This window comes from Escherichia sp. MOD1-EC4550 (genome assembly GCF_963876935.1).
GTDB lineage: Bacteria > Pseudomonadota > Gammaproteobacteria > Enterobacterales > Enterobacteriaceae > Escherichia > Escherichia coli_F.
The window spans coordinates 197,961-220,059 of record NZ_CAWNSE010000023.1 but is presented as its reverse complement, the minus strand read 5'-3'; the positions used below and the strand labels follow the sequence as shown (position 1 = coordinate 220,059).

The 22,099-nt window shown below is 51.3% G+C and carries 23 protein-coding genes; 20 read left to right on the top strand and 3 right to left on the bottom strand.

What is annotated here, in order from left to right; all coding sequences use genetic code 11:
* Positions 1-80 precede the first annotated feature (80 nt).
* Positions 81-575, top strand: a complete 495-nt coding sequence (locus tag AACU19_RS17185; RefSeq protein ID WP_000439331.1) for a TIGR00645 family protein — start codon at positions 81-83, stop codon at positions 573-575.
* Between the two features lie 39 nt (positions 576-614).
* Here the strand turns inward: AACU19_RS17185 and gpr are convergent, their stop codons facing one another.
* Positions 615-1,655 carry an L-glyceraldehyde 3-phosphate reductase gene (gpr, locus tag AACU19_RS17180; protein ID WP_105278332.1) on the bottom strand — a complete coding sequence of 347 codons (1,041 nt, stop codon included), beginning with the start codon at positions 1,653-1,655 and terminating at the stop codon, positions 615-617.
* Between the two features lie 156 nt (positions 1,656-1,811).
* Here gpr and yghX point away from each other — a divergent pair, with 156 nt between their 5' ends.
* The 10 genes from yghX (at position 1,812) to hybG (ending at position 9,839) form a co-directional block, all read left to right on the top strand.
* Positions 1,812-2,699: a YghX family hydrolase gene (yghX, locus tag AACU19_RS17175; RefSeq protein ID WP_001360974.1), complete on the top strand. Its 888-nt coding sequence runs from the start codon at positions 1,812-1,814 to the stop codon at positions 2,697-2,699.
* 118 nt (positions 2,700-2,817) lie between these two features.
* Positions 2,818-3,105 carry a DUF2623 family protein YghW gene (gene yghW / locus AACU19_RS17170; protein ID WP_001059139.1) on the top strand — a complete coding sequence of 96 codons (288 nt, stop codon included), beginning with the start codon at positions 2,818-2,820 and terminating at the stop codon, positions 3,103-3,105.
* Positions 3,106-3,293: 188 nt separating this feature from the next.
* Positions 3,294-4,412, top strand: coding sequence for a hydrogenase 2 small subunit (gene hybO / locus AACU19_RS17165; RefSeq protein ID WP_000145410.1), 1,119 nt, complete (start codon positions 3,294-3,296; stop codon positions 4,410-4,412).
* Between the two features lie 2 nt (positions 4,413-4,414).
* A complete protein-coding gene (gene hybA, locus AACU19_RS17160; RefSeq protein ID WP_001081868.1) occupies positions 4,415-5,401 on the top strand; it encodes a hydrogenase 2 operon protein HybA in 987 nt (328 codons plus the stop codon).
* On the top strand, positions 5,391-6,569 hold the full coding sequence (hybB, locus tag AACU19_RS17155; protein ID WP_000017694.1) for a Ni/Fe-hydrogenase cytochrome b subunit: 1,179 nt from the start codon (positions 5,391-5,393) through the stop codon (positions 6,567-6,569). The genes hybA and hybB overlap by 11 nt, the downstream gene beginning before the upstream one ends.
* Positions 6,566-8,269, top strand: coding sequence for a hydrogenase 2 large subunit (gene hybC / locus AACU19_RS17150; RefSeq protein WP_000083070.1), 1,704 nt, complete (start codon positions 6,566-6,568; stop codon positions 8,267-8,269). The genes hybB and hybC overlap by 4 nt, the downstream gene beginning before the upstream one ends.
* Positions 8,269-8,763: a HyaD/HybD family hydrogenase maturation endopeptidase gene (locus tag AACU19_RS17145; protein WP_001221942.1), complete on the top strand. Its 495-nt coding sequence runs from the start codon at positions 8,269-8,271 to the stop codon at positions 8,761-8,763. The genes hybC and AACU19_RS17145 overlap by 1 nt, the downstream gene beginning before the upstream one ends.
* A complete protein-coding gene (hybE, locus tag AACU19_RS17140) occupies positions 8,756-9,244 on the top strand; it encodes a hydrogenase-2 assembly chaperone (RefSeq protein WP_001001337.1) in 489 nt (162 codons plus the stop codon). The genes AACU19_RS17145 and hybE overlap by 8 nt, the downstream gene beginning before the upstream one ends.
* The gene (hypA, locus tag AACU19_RS17135) at positions 9,237-9,578 is read left to right on the top strand and encodes a hydrogenase maturation nickel metallochaperone HypA (protein ID WP_000544952.1); all 342 of its coding nucleotides are present in this window, start codon (positions 9,237-9,239) and stop codon (positions 9,576-9,578) included. Before hybE ends, hypA begins: the two co-directional genes overlap by 8 nt.
* 12 nt (positions 9,579-9,590) lie before the next feature.
* The gene (gene hybG / locus AACU19_RS17130) at positions 9,591-9,839 is read left to right on the top strand and encodes a hydrogenase maturation factor HybG (protein WP_000334896.1); all 249 of its coding nucleotides are present in this window, start codon (positions 9,591-9,593) and stop codon (positions 9,837-9,839) included.
* Between the two features lie 122 nt (positions 9,840-9,961).
* Here the strand turns inward: hybG and yghU are convergent, their stop codons facing one another.
* On the bottom strand, positions 9,962-10,828 hold the full coding sequence (gene yghU / locus AACU19_RS17120) for a glutathione-dependent disulfide-bond oxidoreductase (protein ID WP_105278331.1): 867 nt from the start codon (positions 10,826-10,828) through the stop codon (positions 9,962-9,964).
* Positions 10,829-11,032: 204 nt separating this feature from the next.
* On the opposite strand from yghU, the gene gss reads away from it, so the two are divergent.
* Together gss and pitB are read left to right on the top strand one after the other, a co-directional pair.
* Entirely contained in the window at positions 11,033-12,892 is a 1,860-nt protein-coding gene (gss, locus tag AACU19_RS17115) for a bifunctional glutathionylspermidine amidase/synthase (protein ID WP_001352937.1), read from the top strand.
* 291 nt (positions 12,893-13,183) lie between these two features.
* Positions 13,184-14,683, top strand: coding sequence for an inorganic phosphate transporter PitB (pitB, locus tag AACU19_RS17110; protein WP_105278330.1), 1,500 nt, complete (start codon positions 13,184-13,186; stop codon positions 14,681-14,683).
* Positions 14,684-14,731: 48 nt separating this feature from the next.
* Here pitB and AACU19_RS17105 read toward each other — a convergent pair whose 3' ends face one another.
* Positions 14,732-15,424, bottom strand: a complete 693-nt coding sequence (locus AACU19_RS17105; RefSeq protein ID WP_105278329.1) for a dTMP kinase — start codon at positions 15,422-15,424, stop codon at positions 14,732-14,734.
* A 173-nt stretch (positions 15,425-15,597) separates the two neighbouring features.
* Here AACU19_RS17105 and AACU19_RS17100 point away from each other — a divergent pair, with 173 nt between their 5' ends.
* Genes AACU19_RS17100 through lptG form a run of 7 tightly spaced genes read left to right on the top strand, consistent with a single transcriptional unit; the run spans position 15,598 to position 22,068 of the window.
* Positions 15,598-16,311: a dTMP kinase gene (locus tag AACU19_RS17100; protein WP_001076266.1), complete on the top strand. Its 714-nt coding sequence runs from the start codon at positions 15,598-15,600 to the stop codon at positions 16,309-16,311.
* A 30-nt stretch (positions 16,312-16,341) separates the two neighbouring features.
* The gene (locus AACU19_RS17095; protein WP_000339526.1) at positions 16,342-17,100 is read left to right on the top strand and encodes a hypothetical protein; all 759 of its coding nucleotides are present in this window, start codon (positions 16,342-16,344) and stop codon (positions 17,098-17,100) included.
* 45 nt (positions 17,101-17,145) lie between these two features.
* On the top strand, positions 17,146-18,495 hold the full coding sequence (locus AACU19_RS17090; RefSeq protein WP_000896872.1) for a lipopolysaccharide biosynthesis protein: 1,350 nt from the start codon (positions 17,146-17,148) through the stop codon (positions 18,493-18,495).
* Complete coding sequence (locus AACU19_RS17085) at positions 18,495-19,319, top strand: hypothetical protein (protein WP_105278328.1); 825 nt, start codon at positions 18,495-18,497, stop codon at positions 19,317-19,319. The genes AACU19_RS17090 and AACU19_RS17085 overlap by 1 nt, the downstream gene beginning before the upstream one ends.
* 11 nt (positions 19,320-19,330) lie before the next feature.
* The gene (locus tag AACU19_RS17080; protein ID WP_105278327.1) at positions 19,331-19,891 is read left to right on the top strand and encodes a YtfJ family protein; all 561 of its coding nucleotides are present in this window, start codon (positions 19,331-19,333) and stop codon (positions 19,889-19,891) included.
* Between the two features lie 30 nt (positions 19,892-19,921).
* The gene (lptF, locus tag AACU19_RS17075) at positions 19,922-20,992 is read left to right on the top strand and encodes an LPS export ABC transporter permease LptF (RefSeq protein WP_105278326.1); all 1,071 of its coding nucleotides are present in this window, start codon (positions 19,922-19,924) and stop codon (positions 20,990-20,992) included.
* Positions 20,989-22,068 (top strand): LPS export ABC transporter permease LptG, encoded by a 1,080-nt coding sequence (lptG, locus tag AACU19_RS17070; RefSeq protein WP_039021389.1) that lies wholly within the window; start codon positions 20,989-20,991, stop codon positions 22,066-22,068. Before lptF ends, lptG begins: the two co-directional genes overlap by 4 nt.
* The last annotated feature ends 31 nt before the right edge of the window (positions 22,069-22,099 follow it).

Below are 22,099 nucleotides of genomic sequence, written 5' to 3'. Positions count from 1 at the left end.
GGATATGTTGATTTGCTGTTGCGCGCTGTTTACTCAATTGCGATATACTGTTGCCCGTTTTAACTACACGACAGGAATGTATGGAACGTTTTCTTGAAAATGCAATGTATGCTTCTCGCTGGCTGCTTGCCCCCGTGTACTTTGGCCTTTCGCTGGCGTTAGTTGCTCTGGCGCTGAAGTTCTTCCAGGAGATTATTCACGTACTGCCGAATATCTTCTCGATGGCGGAATCAGATTTGATCCTCGTGTTGCTGTCGCTGGTGGATATGACGCTAGTTGGCGGTTTGCTGGTGATGGTGATGTTTTCCGGTTATGAGAATTTCGTCTCGCAGCTGGATATCTCCGAGAACAAAGAGAAGCTGAACTGGCTGGGGAAAATGGACGCAACGTCGCTGAAAAACAAAGTAGCAGCGTCGATTGTGGCAATTTCTTCCATTCACTTACTGCGCGTCTTTATGGATGCGAAAAATGTCCCTGATAACAAACTGATGTGGTACGTCATTATCCATCTGACGTTTGTGCTCTCTGCATTTGTGATGGGCTATCTTGACCGACTGACTCGTCATAATCACTGATCTGATTCGGGCGCGGTTCTCGCGCCCGTTATTAACAGGTCATTTATCGGAAGACGCCTGCCACAGATTCAGCTCGCCATCGGCGATATGCTGATCAATCTGCGCCAGCTCCTCGGTGCTAAATGTCAGATTATTCAGCGCCTGCACGTTCTCCTCAAGTTGCTCCGCGCGGCTGGCACCAATCAATACCGACGTCACTCGCTCATCTTTCAGCAACCAGCTTAACGCCATTTGCGCCATTGATTGTCCACGCTGCTGTGCCATTTCATTCAATAACCGCAGGCTGTTGAGGTTGGCTTCGGTGAGCATTTTCGGCGTCAGGCCACGAACTTTATTCCCTTCACGATGCATACGTGAATTTTCAGGAATACCGTTGAGATATTTTCCGGTCAGCAATCCCTGGGCCAGAGGAGTAAAGGCAATGCAGCCCACGCCGTTATGTTGCAGGGTATCCAGCAGGCCGCTTTTATCCACCCAGCGGTTCAGTAAATTGTACGAAGGTTGATGAATTAACAGCGGAATTTTCCACTCGCGCAGCAACTCGACCATTTTTTGCGTCCGCTCTGGCGAGTAAGAGGAGATCCCGACATAAAGCGCCTTACCGCTTTGTACCGCATGAGCCAGCGCAGAGGCGGTTTCTTCCATCGGCGTATTTTTATCGACGCGATGAGAGTAAAAGATATCGACATACTCCAGCCCCATCCGCTTCAGGCTTTGGTCGAGGCTGGCGAGCAGGTATTTACGTGAGCCGCCAGAGCCGTACGGGCCGGGCCACATATCGTATCCGGCTTTGGTAGAGATAATCAGTTCATCGCGATAAGCGGCAAAATCCTCCCGCAGCAGGCGACCAAAGTTCTCTTCTGCGCTTCCTGGAGGCGGCCCGTAATTGTTGGCTAAATCAAAGTGCGTAATGCCCAAATCAAACGCTTTGCGCAGGATCGCACGCTGTGATTCCAGTGCGTTAACGTGACCGAAATTGTGCCATAAACCGAGCGATAACGCGGGCAGGCGTAAACCGCTTTTTCCGCAATAGCGGTATTGCATCTGCCCGTAACGTTCGGGATTCGCTAACCAGACCATGACCTCTCCTTTCCACCATTCAATTTCGAAACAATGTTTCCAGTTTAGCGATTTACCAGGGGGGATCCCGTAGCATCGCTCACAGTGTGACGAAAAACTGGGCAAAAACACGTGCTTATGCTTTGCTTAAAAAAACACCAATTGAGGAGTGCAATGATGCCGCGTCTGACCGCTAAAGATTTCCCACAAGAGTTGCTGGATTACTACGACTATTACGCTCACGGGAAAATTTCGAAACGTGAGTTCCTCAACCTTGCGGCGAAGTATGCGGTGGGCGGGATGACGGCATTAGCGTTGTTTGATTTGCTCAAGCCAAATTATGCGCTGGCGACTCAGGTAGAGTTTACCGACCCGGAAATTGTTGCTGAGTACATCACGTATTCTTCGCCAAATGGTCACGGCGAGGTACGGGGTTATCTGGTGAAGCCCGCAAAGATGAGCGGCAAAACGCCAGCCGTGGTGGTGGTGCATGAGAATCGTGGACTGAATCCGTATATCGAAGATGTGGCACGGCGAGTAGCGAAGGCGGGGTATATCGCCCTGGCACCTGACGGCTTAAGTTCCGTTGGAGGTTATCCGGGTAATGATGATAAAGGTCGTGAGCTGCAACAGCAGGTTGATCCAACCAAACTGATGAATGATTTCTTTGCCGCAATTGAGTTTATGCAACGCTATCCGCAAGCGACAGGCAAAGTGGGTATTACCGGATTTTGCTATGGCGGTGGTGTATCGAACGCGGCGGCTGTCGCGTATCCGGAACTGGCCTGCGCGGTGCCGTTTTATGGTCGTCAGGCACCCACTGCCGATGTGGCGAAGATTGAAGCGCCTTTACTGCTCCACTACGCGGAACTGGATACCCGAATCAACGAGGGCTGGCCCGCTTACGAGGCGGCGTTGAAAGCCAATAATAAGGTCTATGAGGCGTATATCTATCCGGGGGTTAATCACGGATTCCATAATGATTCCACGCCCCGTTATGACAAATCTGCCGCCGATCTTGCCTGGCAAAGGACGCTGAAATGGTTCGATAAATATCTCTCCTGATAGGTTTATCTCTTACGGGATTACGTCTTAAACAAGCATGAAAAAATAGCGTGCGCAAAAGTCGTTCTTTGCCTAAAATATCGCTATATATGACAATATATAGCGAATAAGGTGAACGATGAATAACCATTTTGGTAAAGGCTTAATGGCGGGATTAAAAGCAACGCATGCCGACAGTGCGGTTAATGTGACAAAATACTGTGCCGATTATAAACGCGGTTTTGTATTAGGCTACTCACACCGGATGTACGAAAAGACCGGAGATCGCCAGCTTAGCGCCTGGGAAGCGGGGATTCTGACGCGCCGCTATGGACTGGATAAAGAGATGGTAATGGATTTCTTTCGTGAGAATAATTCCTGTTCTACGTTGCGCTTTTTTATGGCCGGTTATCGCCTCGAAAATTGATCAAACATACGTATTATCTTGCTTTAATTAATTACACTAATGCTTATTCCCTTCGTTTTAGTGCCCCGCCGCAGTATCATGATATCGATAACCATAATAAATGTGTGGTAAATGGCGCATCGATCGCATTATTGATTTTGCGATTGAGGCAAAATATATGCCAGGTCTTCGCAACGGAATAACTATAAATGACTGGAGATAACACCCTCATCCATTCTCACGGCATTAACCGTCGTGATTTCATGAAGCTTTGTGCAGCATTAGCCGCCACCATGGGGTTAAGTAGCAAAGCCGCTGCAGAAATGGCCGAATCGGTTACTAACCCGCAGCGTCCGCCAGTTATCTGGATTGGCGCGCAGGAGTGCACCGGTTGTACGGAATCTCTGCTTCGTGCAACGCATCCAACGGTAGAAAACCTCGTGCTGGAGACTATCTCTCTGGAGTATCACGAAGTGCTTTCCGCCGCCTTCGGTCATCAGGTCGAAGAGAACAAACATAACGCTCTCGAGAAGTACAAAGGGCAGTATGTGTTAGTGGTGGATGGTTCCATCCCATTAAAAGATAATGGTATTTATTGCATGGTTGCCGGTGAGCCGATTGTGGATCACATCCGCAAAGCGGCGGAAGGCGCAGCAGCCATTATCGCTATCGGTTCCTGCTCTGCGTGGGGCGGTGTTGCCGCAGCTGGAGTTAACCCAACTGGCGCTGTCAGCCTGCAAGAAGTTCTGCCGGGCAAAACCGTTATCAACATTCCGGGCTGCCCACCGAACCCGCACAACTTCCTCGCGACCGTTGCGCACATCATCACTTACGGCAAACCGCCGAAACTGGATGACAAAAACCGTCCGACTTTCGCCTATGGCCGTCTGATTCACGAACACTGCGAACGCCGCCCGCACTTCGATGCTGGTCGTTTTGCCAAAGAGTTCGGTGATGAAGGCCACCGCGAAGGCTGGTGCCTGTACCACCTCGGCTGTAAAGGGCCAGAAACTTACGGCAACTGCTCAACGCTGCAATTCTGCGATGTTGGTGGTGTGTGGCCGGTGGCGATTGGTCACCCGTGCTATGGCTGTAACGAAGAAGGTATCGGCTTCCATAAAGGCATCCATCAGCTTGCCAACGTCGAAAACCAGACTCCGCGTTCGCAGAAACCGGATGTTAACGCTAAAGAGGGCGGCAACGTCTCTGCGGGCGCTATCGGTTTGCTCGGCGGTGTGGTTGGGCTGGTTGCCGGTGTCAGCGTGATGGCGGTGCGTGAACTGGGTCGTCAGCAAAAGAAAGATAACGCTGACTCACGGGGAGAATAACCGTGAACAGACGTAATTTTATTAAAGCAGCCTCCTGCGGGGCATTGCTGACGGGCGCGTTGCCGTCGGTCAGTCATGCGGCTGCTGAAAACCGCCCGCCAATTCCGGGATCGCTGGGTATGTTGTATGACTCGACGCTGTGCGTAGGCTGCCAGGCTTGCGTCACTAAGTGTCAGGATATCAACTTTCCTGAACGTAACCCACAAGGGGAACAGACCTGGTCGAACAACGACAAACTGTCGCCGTACACCAATAACATCATTCAGGTGTGGACCAGCGGCACGGGAGTCAACAAAGACCAGGAAGAGAACGGCTATGCGTACATTAAGAAACAGTGTATGCACTGCGTCGATCCGAACTGTGTCTCAGTGTGCCCGGTTTCTGCGCTGAAAAAAGATCCGAAAACCGGCATTGTCCATTACGACAAAGATGTGTGCACCGGCTGCCGTTACTGCATGGTTGCCTGTCCGTACAACGTGCCGAAGTACGACTACAACAACCCGTTTGGTGCGCTGCATAAGTGTGAGCTTTGCAACCAGAAAGGTGTGGAACGTCTTGATAAAGGCGGTCTGCCTGGCTGCGTAGAAGTGTGCCCGGCGGGCGCGGTGATTTTTGGTACGCGTGAAGAGCTGATGGCGGAGGCGAAAAAACGTCTGGCGCTGAAGCCTGGCAGCGAATACCACTATCCACGTCAGACGCTGAAATCTGGCGACACTTACCTGCATACGGTGCCGAAATATTATCCGCATCTGTACGGCGAGAAAGAGGGCGGCGGTACTCAGGTACTGGTACTGACGGGTGTGCCTTATGAAAATCTCGACCTGCCGAAACTGGACGATCTTTCTACTGGTGCGCGTTCCGAACATGTTCAACACACCCTGTATAAAGGCATGATGCTACCACTGGCTGTGCTGGCGGGCTTAACCGTGCTGGTTCGTCGCAACACCAAAAACGACCATCACGACGGAGGAGACGATCATGAGTCATGATCCACAACCGCTGGGCGGCAAAATCATCAGTAAACCGGTCATGATTTTTGGACCGTTAATCGTCATCTGTATGCTCCTGATTGTGAAGCGTCTGGTGTTCGGTCTGGGCTCTGTCTCTGACCTGAACGGCGGCTTCCCGTGGGGCGTGTGGATCGCGTTTGACCTGTTGATCGGCACCGGCTTTGCCTGTGGCGGCTGGGCGCTGGCGTGGGCGGTATACGTCTTTAATCGTGGGCAATACCATCCGCTGGTGCGTCCGGCACTGTTGGCAAGTCTGTTTGGTTACTCACTGGGTGGTTTGTCGATCACTATCGACGTTGGTCGCTACTGGAACCTGCCGTACTTCTACATTCCGGGTCACTTCAACGTGAACTCGGTACTGTTCGAGACGGCGGTCTGTATGACCATCTACATCGGCGTGATGGCACTGGAGTTTGCTCCGGCACTGTTTGAACGTCTGGGCTGGAAAGTGTCGCTCAAGCGTCTGAACAAGGTGATGTTCTTCATCATCGCGCTCGGTGCGCTGCTGCCAACCATGCACCAGTCTTCAATGGGGTCACTGATGATCTCGGCGGGCTACAAGGTGCATCCGCTGTGGCAAAGCTATGAAATGTTGCCGCTGTTCTCGCTGCTGACGGCGTTCATCATGGGCTTCTCGATTGTCATCTTTGAAGGTTCGCTGGTGCAGGCGGGGCTGCGTGGCAACGGTCCGGATGAAAAGAGCCTGTTCGTCAAGCTGACCAACACCATCAGTGTGTTGCTGGCGATTTTCATCGTGCTGCGCTTTGGCGAGCTTATCTATCGCGACAAGCTGTCGTTAGCGTTTGCCGGTGACTTCTACTCCGTGATGTTCTGGATTGAAGTTCTGCTGATGCTCTTCCCGCTGGTCGTTCTGCGTGTGGCGAAGCTTCGTAATGATTCCCGCATGCTGTTCCTGTCAGCACTGAGCGCACTGTTAGGTTGTGCAACCTGGCGTCTGACCTATTCGCTGGTGGCATTCAACCCGGGCGGCGGTTACGCCTACTTCCCGACCTGGGAAGAACTGTTGATTTCTATTGGTTTTGTGGCTATTGAGATTTGCGCTTACATCGTACTCATTCGTCTACTGCCGATACTTCCTCCTTTAAAACAAAACGATCATAATCGTCATGAGGCGAGCAAAGCATGAGCCAGAGAATTACTATTGATCCGGTAACCCGTATTGAAGGGCATTTACGCATAGATTGCGAAATCGAAAATGGCGTCGTTTCGAAAGCATGGGCTTCCGGTACCATGTGGCGCGGCATGGAAGAGATCGTGAAAAACCGCGATCCGCGCGATGCATGGATGATTGTGCAACGTATCTGTGGCGTATGCACCACCACTCACGCGCTCTCTTCCGTTCGTGCGGCAGAGAGTGCGCTGAATATCGACGTTCCGGTTAACGCGCAATACATCCGTAACATCATTCTGGCTGCGCACACCACGCATGACCATATCGTTCATTTCTATCAGCTTTCGGCGCTGGACTGGGTGGACATCACTTCTGCACTGCAAGCTGACCCAACCAAAGCCTCCGAAATGCTGAAAGGCGTTTCGACCTGGCATCTGAACAGCCCGGAAGAGTTCACTAAAGTTCAGAACAAGATCAAAGATCTGGTTGCCAGCGGTCAGTTGGGTATTTTCGCTAATGGCTACTGGGGGCACCCGGCAATGAAACTGCCGCCGGAAGTGAACCTGATTGCGGTAGCGCACTACCTGCAGGCGCTGGAGTGCCAGCGTGACGCTAACCGCGTCGTGGCGCTGCTGGGCGGTAAAACGCCGCACATTCAGAACCTGGCGGTAGGTGGTGTCGCGAACCCGATCAACCTCGACGGTCTGGGTGTGCTGAACCTTGAGCGCCTGATGTACATCAAGTCTTTCATCGACAAACTGAGCGACTTTGTTGAGCAGGTTTATAAGGTTGATACCGCGGTTATCGCCGCGTTCTACCCGGAATGGCTGACGCGCGGTAAAGGTGCGGTGAACTACCTGAGCGTGCCGGAATTTCCGACCGACAGCAAAAACGGCAGCTTCCTGTTCCCGGGCGGCTACATTGAGAATGCGGATCTGTCCTCGTATCGTCCGATCACTTCTCATTCCGATGAATACCTGATCAAAGGCATTCAGGAGAGCGCGAAGCACTCCTGGTATAAAGACGAAGCGCCGCAGGCACCGTGGGAAGGCACCACTATTCCGGCTTATGATGGTTGGTCTGACGACGGCAAATATTCCTGGGTGAAATCACCGACTTTCTACGGTAAAACGGTAGAAGTGGGGCCGCTGGCTAACATGCTGGTGAAACTGGCGTCAGGACGCGAGTCTACCCAGAACAAACTGAATGAAATCGTTGCGATTTATCAGAAACTGACAGGCAACACGCTGGAAGTGGCGCAGCTGCACTCCACGCTGGGCCGTATTATTGGTCGTACCGTTCACTGCTGCGAATTGCAGGATATCCTGCAAAATCAATACAGTGCACTGATTACCAATATCGGCAAAGGCGATCACACCACCTTTGTGAAGCCGAACATTCCGGCTACAGGTGAGTTCAAAGGCGTTGGCTTCCTTGAAGCACCGCGCGGTATGCTCTCTCACTGGATGGTGATCAAAGACGGAATTATCAGTAACTACCAGGCAGTTGTTCCATCAACCTGGAACTCTGGCCCGCGTAACTTCAATGATGACGTCGGTCCTTACGAGCAGTCGCTGGTGGGTACGCCGGTTGCCGATCCGAATAAACCGCTGGAAGTGGTGCGTACCATTCACTCCTTCGACCCGTGCATGGCCTGTGCGGTACACGTAGTGGATGCCGACGGCAACGAAGTGGTTTCAGTGAAGGTCCTGTAATGCGTATTTTAGTCTTAGGGGTTGGCAATATTTTGCTGACCGATGAAGCCATCGGTGTGCGGATTGTCGAAGCGTTAGAGCAACGATACATTCTGCCGGATTATGTTGAGATCCTCGATGGCGGCACGGCGGGAATGGAGCTGCTTGGCGACATGGCAAATCGCGATCATCTGATTATCGCCGATGCCATTGTGTCGAAAAAGAACGCGCCGGGAACGATGATGATCCTGCGGGATGAAGAAGTTCCGGCGTTGTTTACCAACAAAATCTCTCCGCATCAGCTTGGCCTGGCCGACGTATTGTCGGCCCTGCGCTTCACCGGCGAGTTTCCGAAAAAGCTGACCCTGGTCGGCGTGATCCCGGAATCGCTGGAGCCGCACATCGGCTTGACGCCGACGGTCGAAGCGATGATTGAACCTGCGCTTGAGCAGGTTCTGGTTGCGCTGCGCGAATCAGGCGTGGAAGCCATCCCACGGGAGGCGACTCATGAATGAAGAGATAGCAGGTTTTCAGACCTCCCCGAAGGCGCAAGTACAGGCAGCGTTTGAAGAAATTGCCCGGCGTTCGATGCACGATCTCTCTTTTCTGCATCCTTCAATGCCGGTGTACGTTTCCGACTTTACGTTGTTCGAAGGTCAGTGGACGGGGTGTGTAATCACCCCATGGATGCTGAGTGCAGTTATCTTCCCCGGCCCGGATCAACTCTGGCCGCTGCGCAAAGTGAGTGAAAAAATCGGTCTGCAACTGCCGTATGGCACCATGACCTTTACCGTTGGCGAACTGGACGGTGTTTCGCAATACCTCTCCTGCTCGCTGATGTCGCCGCTTTCGCATAGCATGTCGATTGAAGAGGGCCAACGGCTGACGGATGACTGCGCGCGGATGATCCTTTCGCTGCCGGTCACCAATCCGGATGTACCACACGCAGGGCGTCGTGCCCTGCTGTTTGGTCGCAGGAGTGGCGAAAATGCATGAGTTGTCGCTTTGCCAGAGCGCCGTTGAAATTATCCAACGGCAGGCGGAGCAGCATGATGTTAAGCGCGTCACCGCCGTGTGGCTGGAAATTGGCGCGCTCTCCTGCGTTGAGGAGAGCGCCGTCCGTTTTAGTTTTGAAATTGTCTGCCACGGAACGGTGGCGCAAGGGTGCGATTTACATATCGTCTATAAACCCGCCCAGGCCTGGTGCTGGGATTGCAGCCAGGTAGTGGAGATTCATCAGCACGATGCGCAGTGTCCGATCTGTCACGGCGAGCGGTTGCGTGTCGATACCGGCGATTCGCTGATCGTCAAAAGTATTGAAGTTGAATAACCGGAGTTAACAATGTGTATTGGCGTTCCAGGCCAGGTGCTGGCTGTCGGTGAAGATATTCACCAGCTTGCGCAGGTTGAAGTATGTGGTATCAAGCGCGACGTGAATATCGCCCTGATTTGTGAAGGTAACCCTGCCGATTTGCTGGGCCAGTGGGTACTGGTACACGTCGGATTTGCCATGAGCATCATCGACGAAGATGAAGCCAAAGCCACATTAGACGCGCTGCGCCAAATGGATTACGACATTACCAGCGCGTGATGATTAGCTTTCGTAGGCCTGATAAGACGCGGCTGCATCGCATCAGGCATTGTGCACGATTGCCGGATGCGGCGTGAACGCCTTATCCGGCCTGGATGGCTTGCTGCGACGAACACCAACCCTTACCCCTGACGCTTATCTTCCGTATTCGTCTCGAAATCACTGGCGTCATGGCGCTCATGCAACTGCTCATTCAGCGGTCCGTTGGTGCGGTTAACAATACGCCCACGCTTCACCGCCGGACGTTCGCCCACTTCTTGCGCCCAGCGTTGTACATGCTTATAACTGCCCGCATCAAGAAACTCAGCGGCATCATACACACCACCTAACACCACGTTGCCAAACCACGGCCAAATCGCCATATCTGCAATGGTGTACTCATCGCCCGCAACAAACTTATGCTGCGCCAGTTGCTTATCCAGCACGTCGAGCAGGCGCTTGGCTTCCATGGTAAAGCGGTTGATGGCGTATTCAATTTTCACCGGCGCGTAATGGTAAAAGTGACCAAAACCACCGCCGAGGAACGGCGCGGCACCCTGTAACCAGAACAGCCAGTTCATTGCTTCAGTACGTTTCGCCAGATCCTGCGGCAGGAAGTAGCCAAATTTCTCCGCCAGATAAAGCAGAATCGATCCAGACTCAAACACGCGGATCGGCGGAGTATGGGTATGATCGCGTAGCGCCGGGATCTTCGAGTTTGGGTTCACTTCGACAAAGCCGCTGGAGAATTGATCGCCATCGCCAATACGAATCAGCCAGGCGTCGTACTCTGCACCAGTAACGCCCAGCGCCAGCAGCTCCTCAAGCATAATCGTTACTTTCTGTCCGTTTGGCGTTCCCAGCGAATAGAGTTGCAGCGGATGTTTGCCCACCGGCAGCGTTTTTTCATGCGTCGGACCAGAAACCGGGCGATTGATATTGGCGAACGCGCCGCCAGCGGATTTATCCCACGTCCAGACTTTCGCGGGCTGATAAGTATCGTCTGTCATAGTGAGTTGCCTTCTGAGTGGTAGTGTTGAAGCAGTGTAGCAGGTCACTTGCTGTACAGAATGTGAATTTTTTAACCCTTTGCGCCAGCCGCTGCGATGAGGTGTATGATTAGTCTGACCTCTGTCCGGTTAATGTCGCTGAGCAGGTAATCAGAGCACAACAATTACGCCAACTGCTTAGGTTGTATTGTTAAAGGTAAAGTGATGAGCAAAGGAACGACCAGCCAGGATGCCCCGTTCGGGACATTATTGGGCTACGCCCCAGGTGGGGTAGCAATCTACTCTTCAGATTACAGTTCTCTCGATCCGCAGGAATACGAAGATGACGCCGTATTCCGTAGCTATATCGACGACGAATATATGGGCCACAAATGGCAATGCGTTGAATTTGCTCGCCGTTTTCTCTTTCTGAATTACGGTGTGGTCTTCACTGACGTGGGTATGGCGTGGGAGATTTTCTCGCTGCGCTTCCTGCGTGAAGTGGTTAATGACAACATCCTGCCATTGCAGGCATTTCCTAACGGCTCGCCGCGTGCGCCGGTCGCGGGGGCGCTTCTTATCTGGGATAAAGGCGGTGAATTTAAAGACACTGGCCATGTCGCCATCATTACCCAATTGCATGGCAACAAAGTCCGTATTGCGGAACAGAACGTGATTCATTCCCCGTTACCGCAAGGGCAACAGTGGACACGCGAGCTGGAGATGGTGGTCGAAAACGGCTGCTATACCCTTAAAGACACGTTTGATGACACCACCATTCTGGGCTGGATGATCCAGACGGAAGATACCGACTACAGCTTACCGCAGCCGGAAATTGCAGGCGAGCTGCTGAAAATCAGCGGAGCGCGTCTGGAAAACAAAGGTCAGTTTGACGGTAAATGGCTGGATGAAAAAGATCCGCTACAAAATGCCTACGTGCAGGCCAACGGTCAGGTGATCAATCAGGATCCGTATCATTACTACACCATTACCGAGAGCGCAGAGCAGGAGCTGATTAAAGCCACCAACGAGCTGCACCTGATGTATCTTCACGCAACCGACAAGGTGCTAAAAGATGACAACCTGCTGGCACTGTTCGACATTCCGAAAATCCTCTGGCCACGTTTGCGTCTCTCCTGGCAGCGTCGCCGTCACCATATGATCACCGGTCGTATGGATTTCTGCATGGACGAACGTGGCCTGAAGGTCTACGAATACAACGCCGATTCCGCCTCCTGTCATACCGAAGCGGGCTTGATCCTCGAACGTTGGGCGGAGCAGGGCTATAAAGGCAACGGCTTCAATCCTGCGGAAGGGCTGATTAACGAACTGGCTGGTGCCTGGAAACACAGTCGTGCACGTCCGTTTGTCCATATCATGCAGGACAAAGATATCGAGGAAAACTATCACGCGCAGTTTATGGAGCAGGCGCTGCACCAGGCGGGCTTTGAAACGCGTATCTTGCGTGGGTTGGATGAACTGGGCTGGGATGCTGCCGGGCAACTGATTGATGGGGAAGGGCGACTGGTTAACTGCGTGTGGAAAACCTGGGCGTGGGAAACCGCGTTTGATCAGATTCGTGAAGTTAGCGACCGTGAGTTTGCTGCGGTGCCGATCCGTACCGGTCATCCGCAAAATGAAGTGCGTTTAATTGACGTATTGCTGCGCCCGGAAGTGCTGGTCTTTGAGCCGCTGTGGACGGTGATCCCCGGCAACAAAGCGATTCTGCCGATCCTCTGGTCGCTGTTCCCGCACCATCGTTACCTACTGGATACCGATTTCACTGTTAATGATGAACTGGTAAAAACAGGTTACGCCGTGAAGCCGATTGCCGGTCGCTGTGGCAGCAATATCGACCTTGTCAGCCATCATGAAGAGGTGCTGGACAAAACCAGCGGTAAATTTGCCGAGCAGAAAAACATTTACCAGCAACTGTGGTGCTTGCCGAAAGTGGACGGTAAATACATCCAGGTATGTACTTTCACCGTTGGCGGCAACTACGGCGGTACTTGCTTGCGCGGTGATGAATCACTGGTCATTAAAAAAGAGAGTGATATTGAACCGTTAATTGTGGTGAAAGAGTAATACATGTTGTAGCAACCCCGTACTGATTATGAAGAATAATCAGTGCGGGGATTAATCAAAATATTCAATATTTATATATTTCAATGCCTATTCATTTTATATGTGAATATATTAACCAGCAGAATACCTGTGTTCTAATTATTTTTAAATATTTTGAATGAATGCTTATTGTCTGATACACAAGAAATAACACTCTTTTTATCGTTAAAAGATGATATTTCACTTTGCCCACGCCGTGAAAGTCACTGATAATGCGTCCGTTCGTAAATTCAAAATGGCGTAATCTAATATATGCTAAATTTATTTGTTGGCCTTGATATATACACAGGGCTTTTGTTATTACTTGCTCTGGCATTTGTGTTGTTCTACGAAGCAATCAATGGTTTTCATGACACGGCGAATGCGGTGGCAACCGTTATTTATACTCGTGCCATGCAGCCACAGCTTGCCGTGGTGATGGCGGCATTTTTTAACTTTTTTGGCGTATTGCTAGGCGGACTTAGCGTTGCCTATGCCATTGTCCATATGTTGCCAACCGATTTGTTGCTGAATATGGGGTCAACTCACGGCCTGGCGATGGTCTTTTCCATGCTGCTGGCGGCGATTATCTGGAACCTGGGAACGTGGTTCTTTGGTTTACCGGCCTCCAGTTCGCATACCTTGATTGGTGCGATTATCGGCATCGGTTTAACCAACGCGCTGTTAACCGGCTCATCGGTGATGGATGCGTTAAACCTGCGTGAAGTGACCAAAATTTTCTCCTCGCTGATTGTTTCCCCTATCGTCGGCCTGGTCATTGCGGGAGGCCTGATATTCCTGCTGCGCCGCTACTGGAGCGGGACGAAAAAGCGTGACCGTATTCACCGCATTCCGGAAGATCGCAAAAAGAAAAAAGGCAAACGTAAGCCACCATTCTGGACGCGTATTGCGCTGATTGTTTCCGCTGCGGGCGTGGCGTTTTCGCACGGCGCGAACGACGGGCAGAAAGGGATCGGCCTGGTGATGCTGGTACTGGTGGGGATTGCTCCTGCTGGTTTCGTCGTCAATATGAATGCGTCCGGCTATGAAATTACCCGTACCCGCGATGCCGTCACCAACTTTGAACACTATCTGCAACAGCATCCTGAACTGCCGCAGAAGTTGATTGCGATGGAACCTCCATTGCCTGCGGCATCGACTGATGGCACGCAAGTAAAGGAGTTTCATTGTCATCCGGCAAATACCTTTGATGCGATTGCGCGCGTTAAAACGATGTTGCCAGGTAATATGGAAAGCTACGAGCCGTTAAGCGTGAGTCAGCGCAGCCAGCTGCGCCGCATTATGCTGTGCATCTCTGATACCTCTGCGAAGCTGGCGAAACTGCCAGGCGTCAGTAAAGAAGATCAGAACCTGCTGAAAAAACTGCGCAGTGATATGTTAAGCACCATTGAGTACGCTCCGGTGTGGATCATCATGGTGGTAGCACTGGCGCTCGGCATTGGCACCATGATTGGCTGGCGTCGTGTAGCGATGACCATCGGTGAGAAGATTGGTAAGCGCGGCATGACGTATGCGCAAGGCATGGCGGCACAAATGACGGCGGCAGTGTCTATCGGCCTTGCCAGTTATATTGGGATGCCCGTCTCCACAACGCACGTCCTCTCGTCTGCGGTAGCAGGGACGATGGTGGTGGACGGCGGTGGGTTACAGCGTAAAACGGTAACCAGCATCCTGATGGCGTGGGTGTTTACTTTACCGGCGGCGATTTTTCTGTCTGGTGGGTTGTACTGGATAGCATTGCAGTTGATTTAACCTTCCTGAAAATGCCCGGTCCTGGCGATCGGGCATTTCCATTTTTGACTAGTGATAACCACACGCGGTCATAAAATCCGTAATCGCTTTTTCTGCATCAACCAGCACCTTTTCCAGTGGCTGATTGGCGTCGATATCAACCAGTTGTGCACCACCAAAGGTTAACTGTGGCGTTATGGCAATCTTTCTCGCCAGCGATTCCCGTTTATGGTCGGGTTTACGCGCGCAGGCAACTTCAAGGTCAACATTGAGTTTGATGACCAGATCAGGCTTATGGCTCGCCATCCAGTGAAACGCTTTACGTTCCTGGCTTGCCAGCCATGAGACAAAACGACCGCCTTCAACGTCAGGCGGGAACACCGTACCATCGTAAGCGCCAGGAATTTGGTCCTGTGGATAACGGTCGGTCAAAACAATTAACCCGCGACGACGACAGGCGAGCATATGACGAAAGCGCAGTACGCGACGGGCGACAAATGCAGTAATCACCAACGCCGGAACTGGGCCAGGCAATTTTTTTGCCGTTTTTACTTCATTTTTTTCAATAGTTTTGCGTAGGGACTTGCCTAAAAAAGGTAATTTTGTCACCGCACGCCCGACATTTCCGGCCTGCTTTCCTAAATGAACTCTTTCGGCAGCACCATATTTTTCGACAACGGTAATAAGATGTTCACACACCGTTGACTTGCCTGAACCATCGCTACCAATAACGGCAATTAATGGAGGTGTTATTGACTGCATGAATATATCCTTAAATTTAAATATCCATCCAAAATATTTATTTGGTTAATATGTTTTTATGAAAGCGTAATTCAGGTCAATGTCACAATTAACCATTGTCACAATAAGGTTGAACGGATATTCTGAGCACGGACCACGTAATATTCAATACATTATTTGCTGCCGGGTTTTTCGTGAATCAACGTAATATGTCAATAATTAATTCCACGCCAGTGCGTGTTATTGCCATTGTAGGATGTGATGGTTCAGGTAAATCGACCCTCACGGCAAGCCTGGTAAATGAACTGGCAGCAACAATGCCAACAGAACACATTTATCTCGGGCAATCGTCCGGGCGAATTGGCGAATGGATTTCACAGCTCCCTGTTATTGGCGCACCTTTTGGGCGTTATCTGCGAAGTAAAGCGGCACATGTGCACGAAAAGCCCTCCACACCGCCTGGCAATATTACTGCGCTGGTTATTTATCTGCTTTCCTGCTGGCGGGCGTATAAGTTTCGCAAAATGTTGTGTAAAAGCCAGCAAGGCTATCTGCTCATCACCGACCGCTACCCGCAGGTTGAAGTGCCGGGTTTTCGCTTTGATGGCCCGCAACTGGCAAAAAACACGGGCGGTAACGGCTGGATAAAAATGTTAAGACAGCGCGAGCTCAAACTTTACCAATGGATGGCGTCTTATTTGCCCGTATTGTTGATTCGTCTTGGCATTGATGAACAAACCGCGTTTGCGCGTAAACCTGACCACCAACTGGCGGCGTTACAGGAAAAAATCGCTGTTACGCCGCAACTGACATTCAATGGCGCAAAGATCCTTGAACTGGATGGTCGGCAACCAGCCGATGAAATTCTGCAAGCGTCACTACGCGCAATTCACGCCGCGCTTTCCTGATCACCAAATGGATAGGGGATGATTTAACGAATGGATGCACTACAAACACAAACTGTTAATAGTACAACCGCGCCGCAGCCCAACTACATTCCGGGGCTGATTGCGGTGGTCGGGTGTGATGGCACCGGTAAATCCACACTGACCACTGACCTGGTGAAATCGCTGCAACAACACTGGCAAACCGAGCGCCGCTATCTGGGGCTGCTCTCCGGCGAAGACGGCGACAAAATCAAACGGTTGCCGCTCGTTGGCGTCTGGCTGGAACGGCGACTGGCGGCCAAATCCTCGAAAACCCAAAGCATGAAAACCAAATCTCCGGCGCTATGGGCGGCGGTGATTATGTACTGCTTCTCGCTGCGAAGAATGGCGAATCTACGCAAGGTTCAGCGACTGGCGCAAAGTGGCGTTCTGGTGGTCAGCGATCGCTTCCCGCAGGCTGAAATTTCGGGCTTTTATTATGACGGACCGGGGATTGGCGTCGAGCGTGCGACCGGGAAAATCAGCATGTTTCTGGCACAGCGCGAACGGCGTTTATACCAAAAAATGGCGCAATACCGTCCTGAATTAATTATTCGTTTGGGGATTGATATTGATACTGCCATCTCCCGCAAGCCTGACCATGACTATGCCGAGCTGCAGGACAAAATCGGTGTCATGTCGACGATTGGCTATAACGGCACAAAAATTCTTGAGATTGATTCCAGAGCGCCCTACAGCGAAGTGCTGGAACAGGCACAGAAGGCGGTTTCTCTGGTTGCAATCGTTTCTGACCGCCGAAGTTTAACTTAAGGTTGGCGGGATACTTTTTACTATCAACGATAAGGTCAGGCTGAATTGGCGGGGTTTAACATCAAACATTGGTTTGCAGATGGCGCGTTTCGCACCATTATTCGCAATAGCGCCTGGTTAGGCTCCAGTAATGTCGTGAGCGCTTTGCTGGGTCTGTTGGCGCTCTCGTGTGCCGGTAAAGGGATGACGCCCGCCATGTTTGGCGTACTGGTGATTGTGCAATCGTACGCCAAGTCGATCAGCGATTTTATTAAGTTTCAGACATGGCAGCTGGTGGTTCAGTACGGAACGCCAGCCTTGACCAATAATAATCCGCAGCAATTTCGCAATGTCGTCTCATTTTCCTTCTCGTTGGATATCGTCAGCGGCGCGGTGGCGATTGTCGGTGGCATTGCCTTACTCCCTTTTCTTTCCCATTCATTAGGTCTGGATGACCAAAGCTTTTGGCTGGCAGCGCTGTATTGCACGCTCATTCCTTCAATGGCTTCCTCCACACCGACCGGCATTCTGCGTGCGGTAGATCGCTTCGATTTGATTGCTGTACAGCAGGCGACGAAACCTTTTCTGCGCGCAGCGGGGAGCGTCGTAGCCTGGTATTTTGATTTTGGTTTTGCGGGTTTTGTTATTGCCTGGTACGCATCGAATCTGGTTGGCGGCACCATGTACTGGTGGTTTGCCGCGCGCGAATTACGCCGCAGAAATATCCATAACGCCTTCAAATTGAATTTGTTTGAGTCTGCCCGACACATTAAAGGCGCGTGGAGTTTTGTCTGGTCAACCAACATTGCCCACTCCATCTGGTCGGCACGTAACTCGTGCAGCACAGTGTTGGTGGGGATCGTGTTAGGACCCGCTGCCGCCGGGTTATTTAAAATCGCCATGACATTCTTCGATGCCGCCGGAACGCCAGCGGGTTTACTGGGCAAAAGTTTTTACCCAGAGGTGATGCGTTTAGATCCGCGCACCACCAGACCGTGGTTGTTAGGCGTGAAGTCCGGTTTACTGGCGGGCGGAATCGGTATTCTGGTGGCGCTCGCGGTGTTGATCGTCGGCAAGCCGCTCATTTCGCTGGTGTTTGGCGTTAAGTATCTCGAAGCGTATGACCTGATTCAGGTGATGCTTGGCGCAATTGTGATTTCGATGCTGGGCTTCCCACAGGAGTCATTGCTATTGATGGCGGGAAAACAGCGCGCTTTTCTCGTGGCGCAAACCATCGCCTCAATCGGCTACATCGTATTGCTGTTCATGTTCTGTCATCTGTTTGGCGTGCTGGGGGCTGCATTTGCTTACTTCGGTGGGCAATGTCTGGATGTGGTGCTCTCGTTAATTCCAACCTTAAAGGCATTTTTTCAGCGCCATTCCTTGCTTTATAACGCAGCCGGAGAGAAATCCTGATGATGAGAAAATATTTCCCGCTTGAGGCGAGCGAGCGTCTATTTATTGCAGTTGAAGAAGATGATGTCGTTGATGCGCAGGTCAGTTTACCGCCGACTATCGCAACAGGTTGTACCACCGAAATCATTCATGATAATTACGCGTTATGCCTGCAATTCTGGCTGAATGGCGTTGATCGTCAGGAATTACTGCGTTTAATCCACAAACAAGCCAAAGGCGAGGGGCTTACGGCTGACGAGCGTAAACAGTTTAAATATATGCGGGCGCGTTATAAGCATCTACGTTTTGCCCAACGGTTGTATTTAAAAAAGCATCAGGCCGGATTATTATTTGGCAAAACGACCGTTTTTCTTGGACGTTTTCAGGACGGCTTTCGTAACGGTAAGAAAAATATTGTGTCGTTTTACGGCAACCTTTTACGGATTTATTTAAGCTCTCCGGTCTGGTTGTTGGTGAACTATTCATTACGCCATAGCCAGTTAGAAAGCGTAAGCGGTTTTATTGCCTATCGGCAAAAGCAAATGCATACCCTGAAAGAGATAATTGCCAAACCGCGACTAACCGGCAGGGAATTTCATGATGTGCGAAAAATCATCAGCCAGCAGGTTTCTTATTACGACACCCTAAGATCGCTTGATCCTGAAAATAAAGAAGCGTTACAGATTTCCCGCTTCCTCGCCGCCATTAATGGCCTGATGGGGGATAAACACGACGACATGGTGGCGGATGATATGGAAAACCGCCAGTCGTATGATGCACCGATGGCGCTGGATAGCGATATTCGTCAGCGCTTAGAACTGCTGATTTCGCGTTTTCCGCTATAACCGGAGCAATGATGTCATCTCGTTTGATTATTGCGCTGATTATTATGCTCTTAGCCCCGGGTGTGCAGGCGCACAATTTCGTCACGGGCAAAATGGTTACCCCTGTTTATATCCAGGAAGGCGGCGAGCTGCTTCTGAATAGCGACGACGAAATTCACTACCAAAAGTGGAACAGCACACAGCTGGCGGGAAAAGTCCGCATTATTCAGTATATCGCCGGGCGTAAGTCGGCGAAGAAAAAGAACTCACTGTTAATTAAAGCGGTTGAAGCGGCAAACTTTCCGCAGGATCGTTTTCAGCCCACCACCATTGTGAACACCGATGATGCTATCTTTGGTACTGGCTATTTTGTCGTTGGCAAAATCGAAAAAAATAAACGCCGCTATCCGTGGGCGCAATTCGTTATTGACGGCAATGGACAGGGACGCGTTGTCTGGCGGTTGCCGGAGCAGAGTTCAACCATTCTGGTGCTGAATAAAGCCGGGCAAATTCAGTGGGCAAAGGACGGCAGCCTGACGCCGGAAGAGGTAGATCATGTCATTGCGCTGGCGCAGAAGCTGATCAATGAATAAAAAACTCAAAGGATTGAGGACGTTAGTGAGATGAAGCTGGTTGAACACTACATCATGCGTGGTACGCGCCGTCTGGTGCTGATTATCGTCGGTTTTCTGATCTTTATTTTCGCCAGCTACTCCGCACAGCGTTATCTGACCGAAGCGGCAAATGGGACATTAGCTCTTGATGTTGTGCTGGATATTGTTTTCTACAAGGTGCTGATTGCACTGGAGATGTTGTTACCTGTTGGACTGTATGTGTCAGTTGGCGTGTCGCTAGGGCAGATGTATACCGACTCGGAAATTACCGCTATTTCTGCGGCGGGGGGGAGTCCGGGACGCTTGTACAAAGCCGTTCTTTATCTGGCGATACCGCTAAGTATTTTTGTCACCCTTCTGTCGATGTATGGTCGTCCGTGGGCTTATGCGCAGATTTATCAACTGGAGCAACAGTCGCAGTCGGAGCTGGATGTTCGCCAGTTGCGGGCAAAGAAATTTAACACTAACGATAACGGACGAATGATCCTTTCGCAGACGGTTGATCAGGATAATAATCGCCTGACTGACGTGCTGATTTATACTTCTACTGCCAATCGAACCCGTATTTTCCGCGCCCGTTCGGTTGATGTAGTTGACCCATCACCCGAGAAACCGACCGTTATGTTGCATAACGGGACCGCCTATCTTCTCGATCATCAGGGGCGTGACGACAACGAACAGATCTACCGTAATCTGCAATTGCATCTGAATCCGCTGGATCAAAGCCCTAACGTCAAACGCAAAGCAAAATCGGTCACGGAGCTGGCGCGCTCCGCCTTTCCTGCCGATCATGCCGAACTGCAATGGCGACAAAGCCGTGGCCTGACAGCATTGTTGATGGCGCTGCTGGCCATTTCATTAAGTCGGGTAAAACCGCGGCAAGGGCGATTTTCAACGTTATTGCCACTGACGTTGCTGTTTGTTGCCATTTTTTATGGCGGCGACGTCTGCCGTACGCTGGTGGCTAACGGCGCGATTCCCCTCATTCCTGGTTTGTGGTTAGTACCCGGACTCATGCTAATGGGCCTGCTGATGCTGGTCGCACGCGACTTCTCTTTGCTGCAGAAATTTTCCCGATGAATGTTTTCAGTCGCTATTTAATCCGTCATCTCTTTCTCGGTTTTGCCGCCGCCGCAGGGCTATTGCTGCCGCTTTTTACCACCTTCAACCTGATTAACGAACTGGATGATGTCAGCCCGGGTGGTTATCGCTGGACTCAGGCGGTGCTGGTGGTGCTGATGACCTTACCGCGCACACTGGTCGAACTTTCGCCGTTTATCGCCTTATTGGGAGGGATTGTCGGCCTGGGGCAGTTATCGAAAAACAGTGAGCTTACCGCCATTCGCAGCACGGGGTTTTCTATCTTCCGTATTGCACTGGTGGCGCTGGTTGCCGGGATATTGTGGACTGTTTCATTAGGCACGATAGATGAGTGGGTGGCGTCGCCATTGCAGCAACAGGCGCTGCAAATCAAATCGACTGCCACTGCGTTGGGGGAGGACGATGACATTACCGGCAATATGCTGTGGGCCAGGCGTGGTAATGAATTTGTGACGGTGAAATCGCTGAACGAGCAGGGCCAGCCGGTGGGCGTGGAGATATTTCATTACCGCGACGATCTCTCGCTCGAATCCTACATTTATGCACGCAGTGCCACCATTGAAGACGACAAAACGTGGATCCTGCATGGTGTGAATCATAAAAAATGGCTGAATGGCAAAGAAACGCTGGAAACATCTGATAATCTTGCCTGGCAATCGGCCTTCACCAGTATGAATCTTGAAGAGTTATCGATGCCGGGAAATACTTTTTCTGTCCGTCAACTTAATCATTACATCCATTATTTGCAGGAAACCGGGCAACCCAGCAGCGAATACCGCCTTGCACTGTGGGAAAAACTGGGACAACCCATCTTGACCCTGGCGATGATTTTGCTGGCTGTGCCGTTTACCTTTAGTGCCCCGCGTTCGCCTGGGATGGGTAGCCGTCTCGCTGTAGGCGTCATCGTGGGCTTACTCACCTGGATCAGCTATCAAATCATGGTCAATCTGGGATTGCTATTTGCGTTGAGCGCACCTGTTACCGCGCTCGGTTTACCGATAGCGTTTATGCTGGTGGCGTTGAGCCTGGTGTATTGGTATGACAGTCAACATTAAACCCGCCGTGGCGCAGCACCACAGCGGGCTC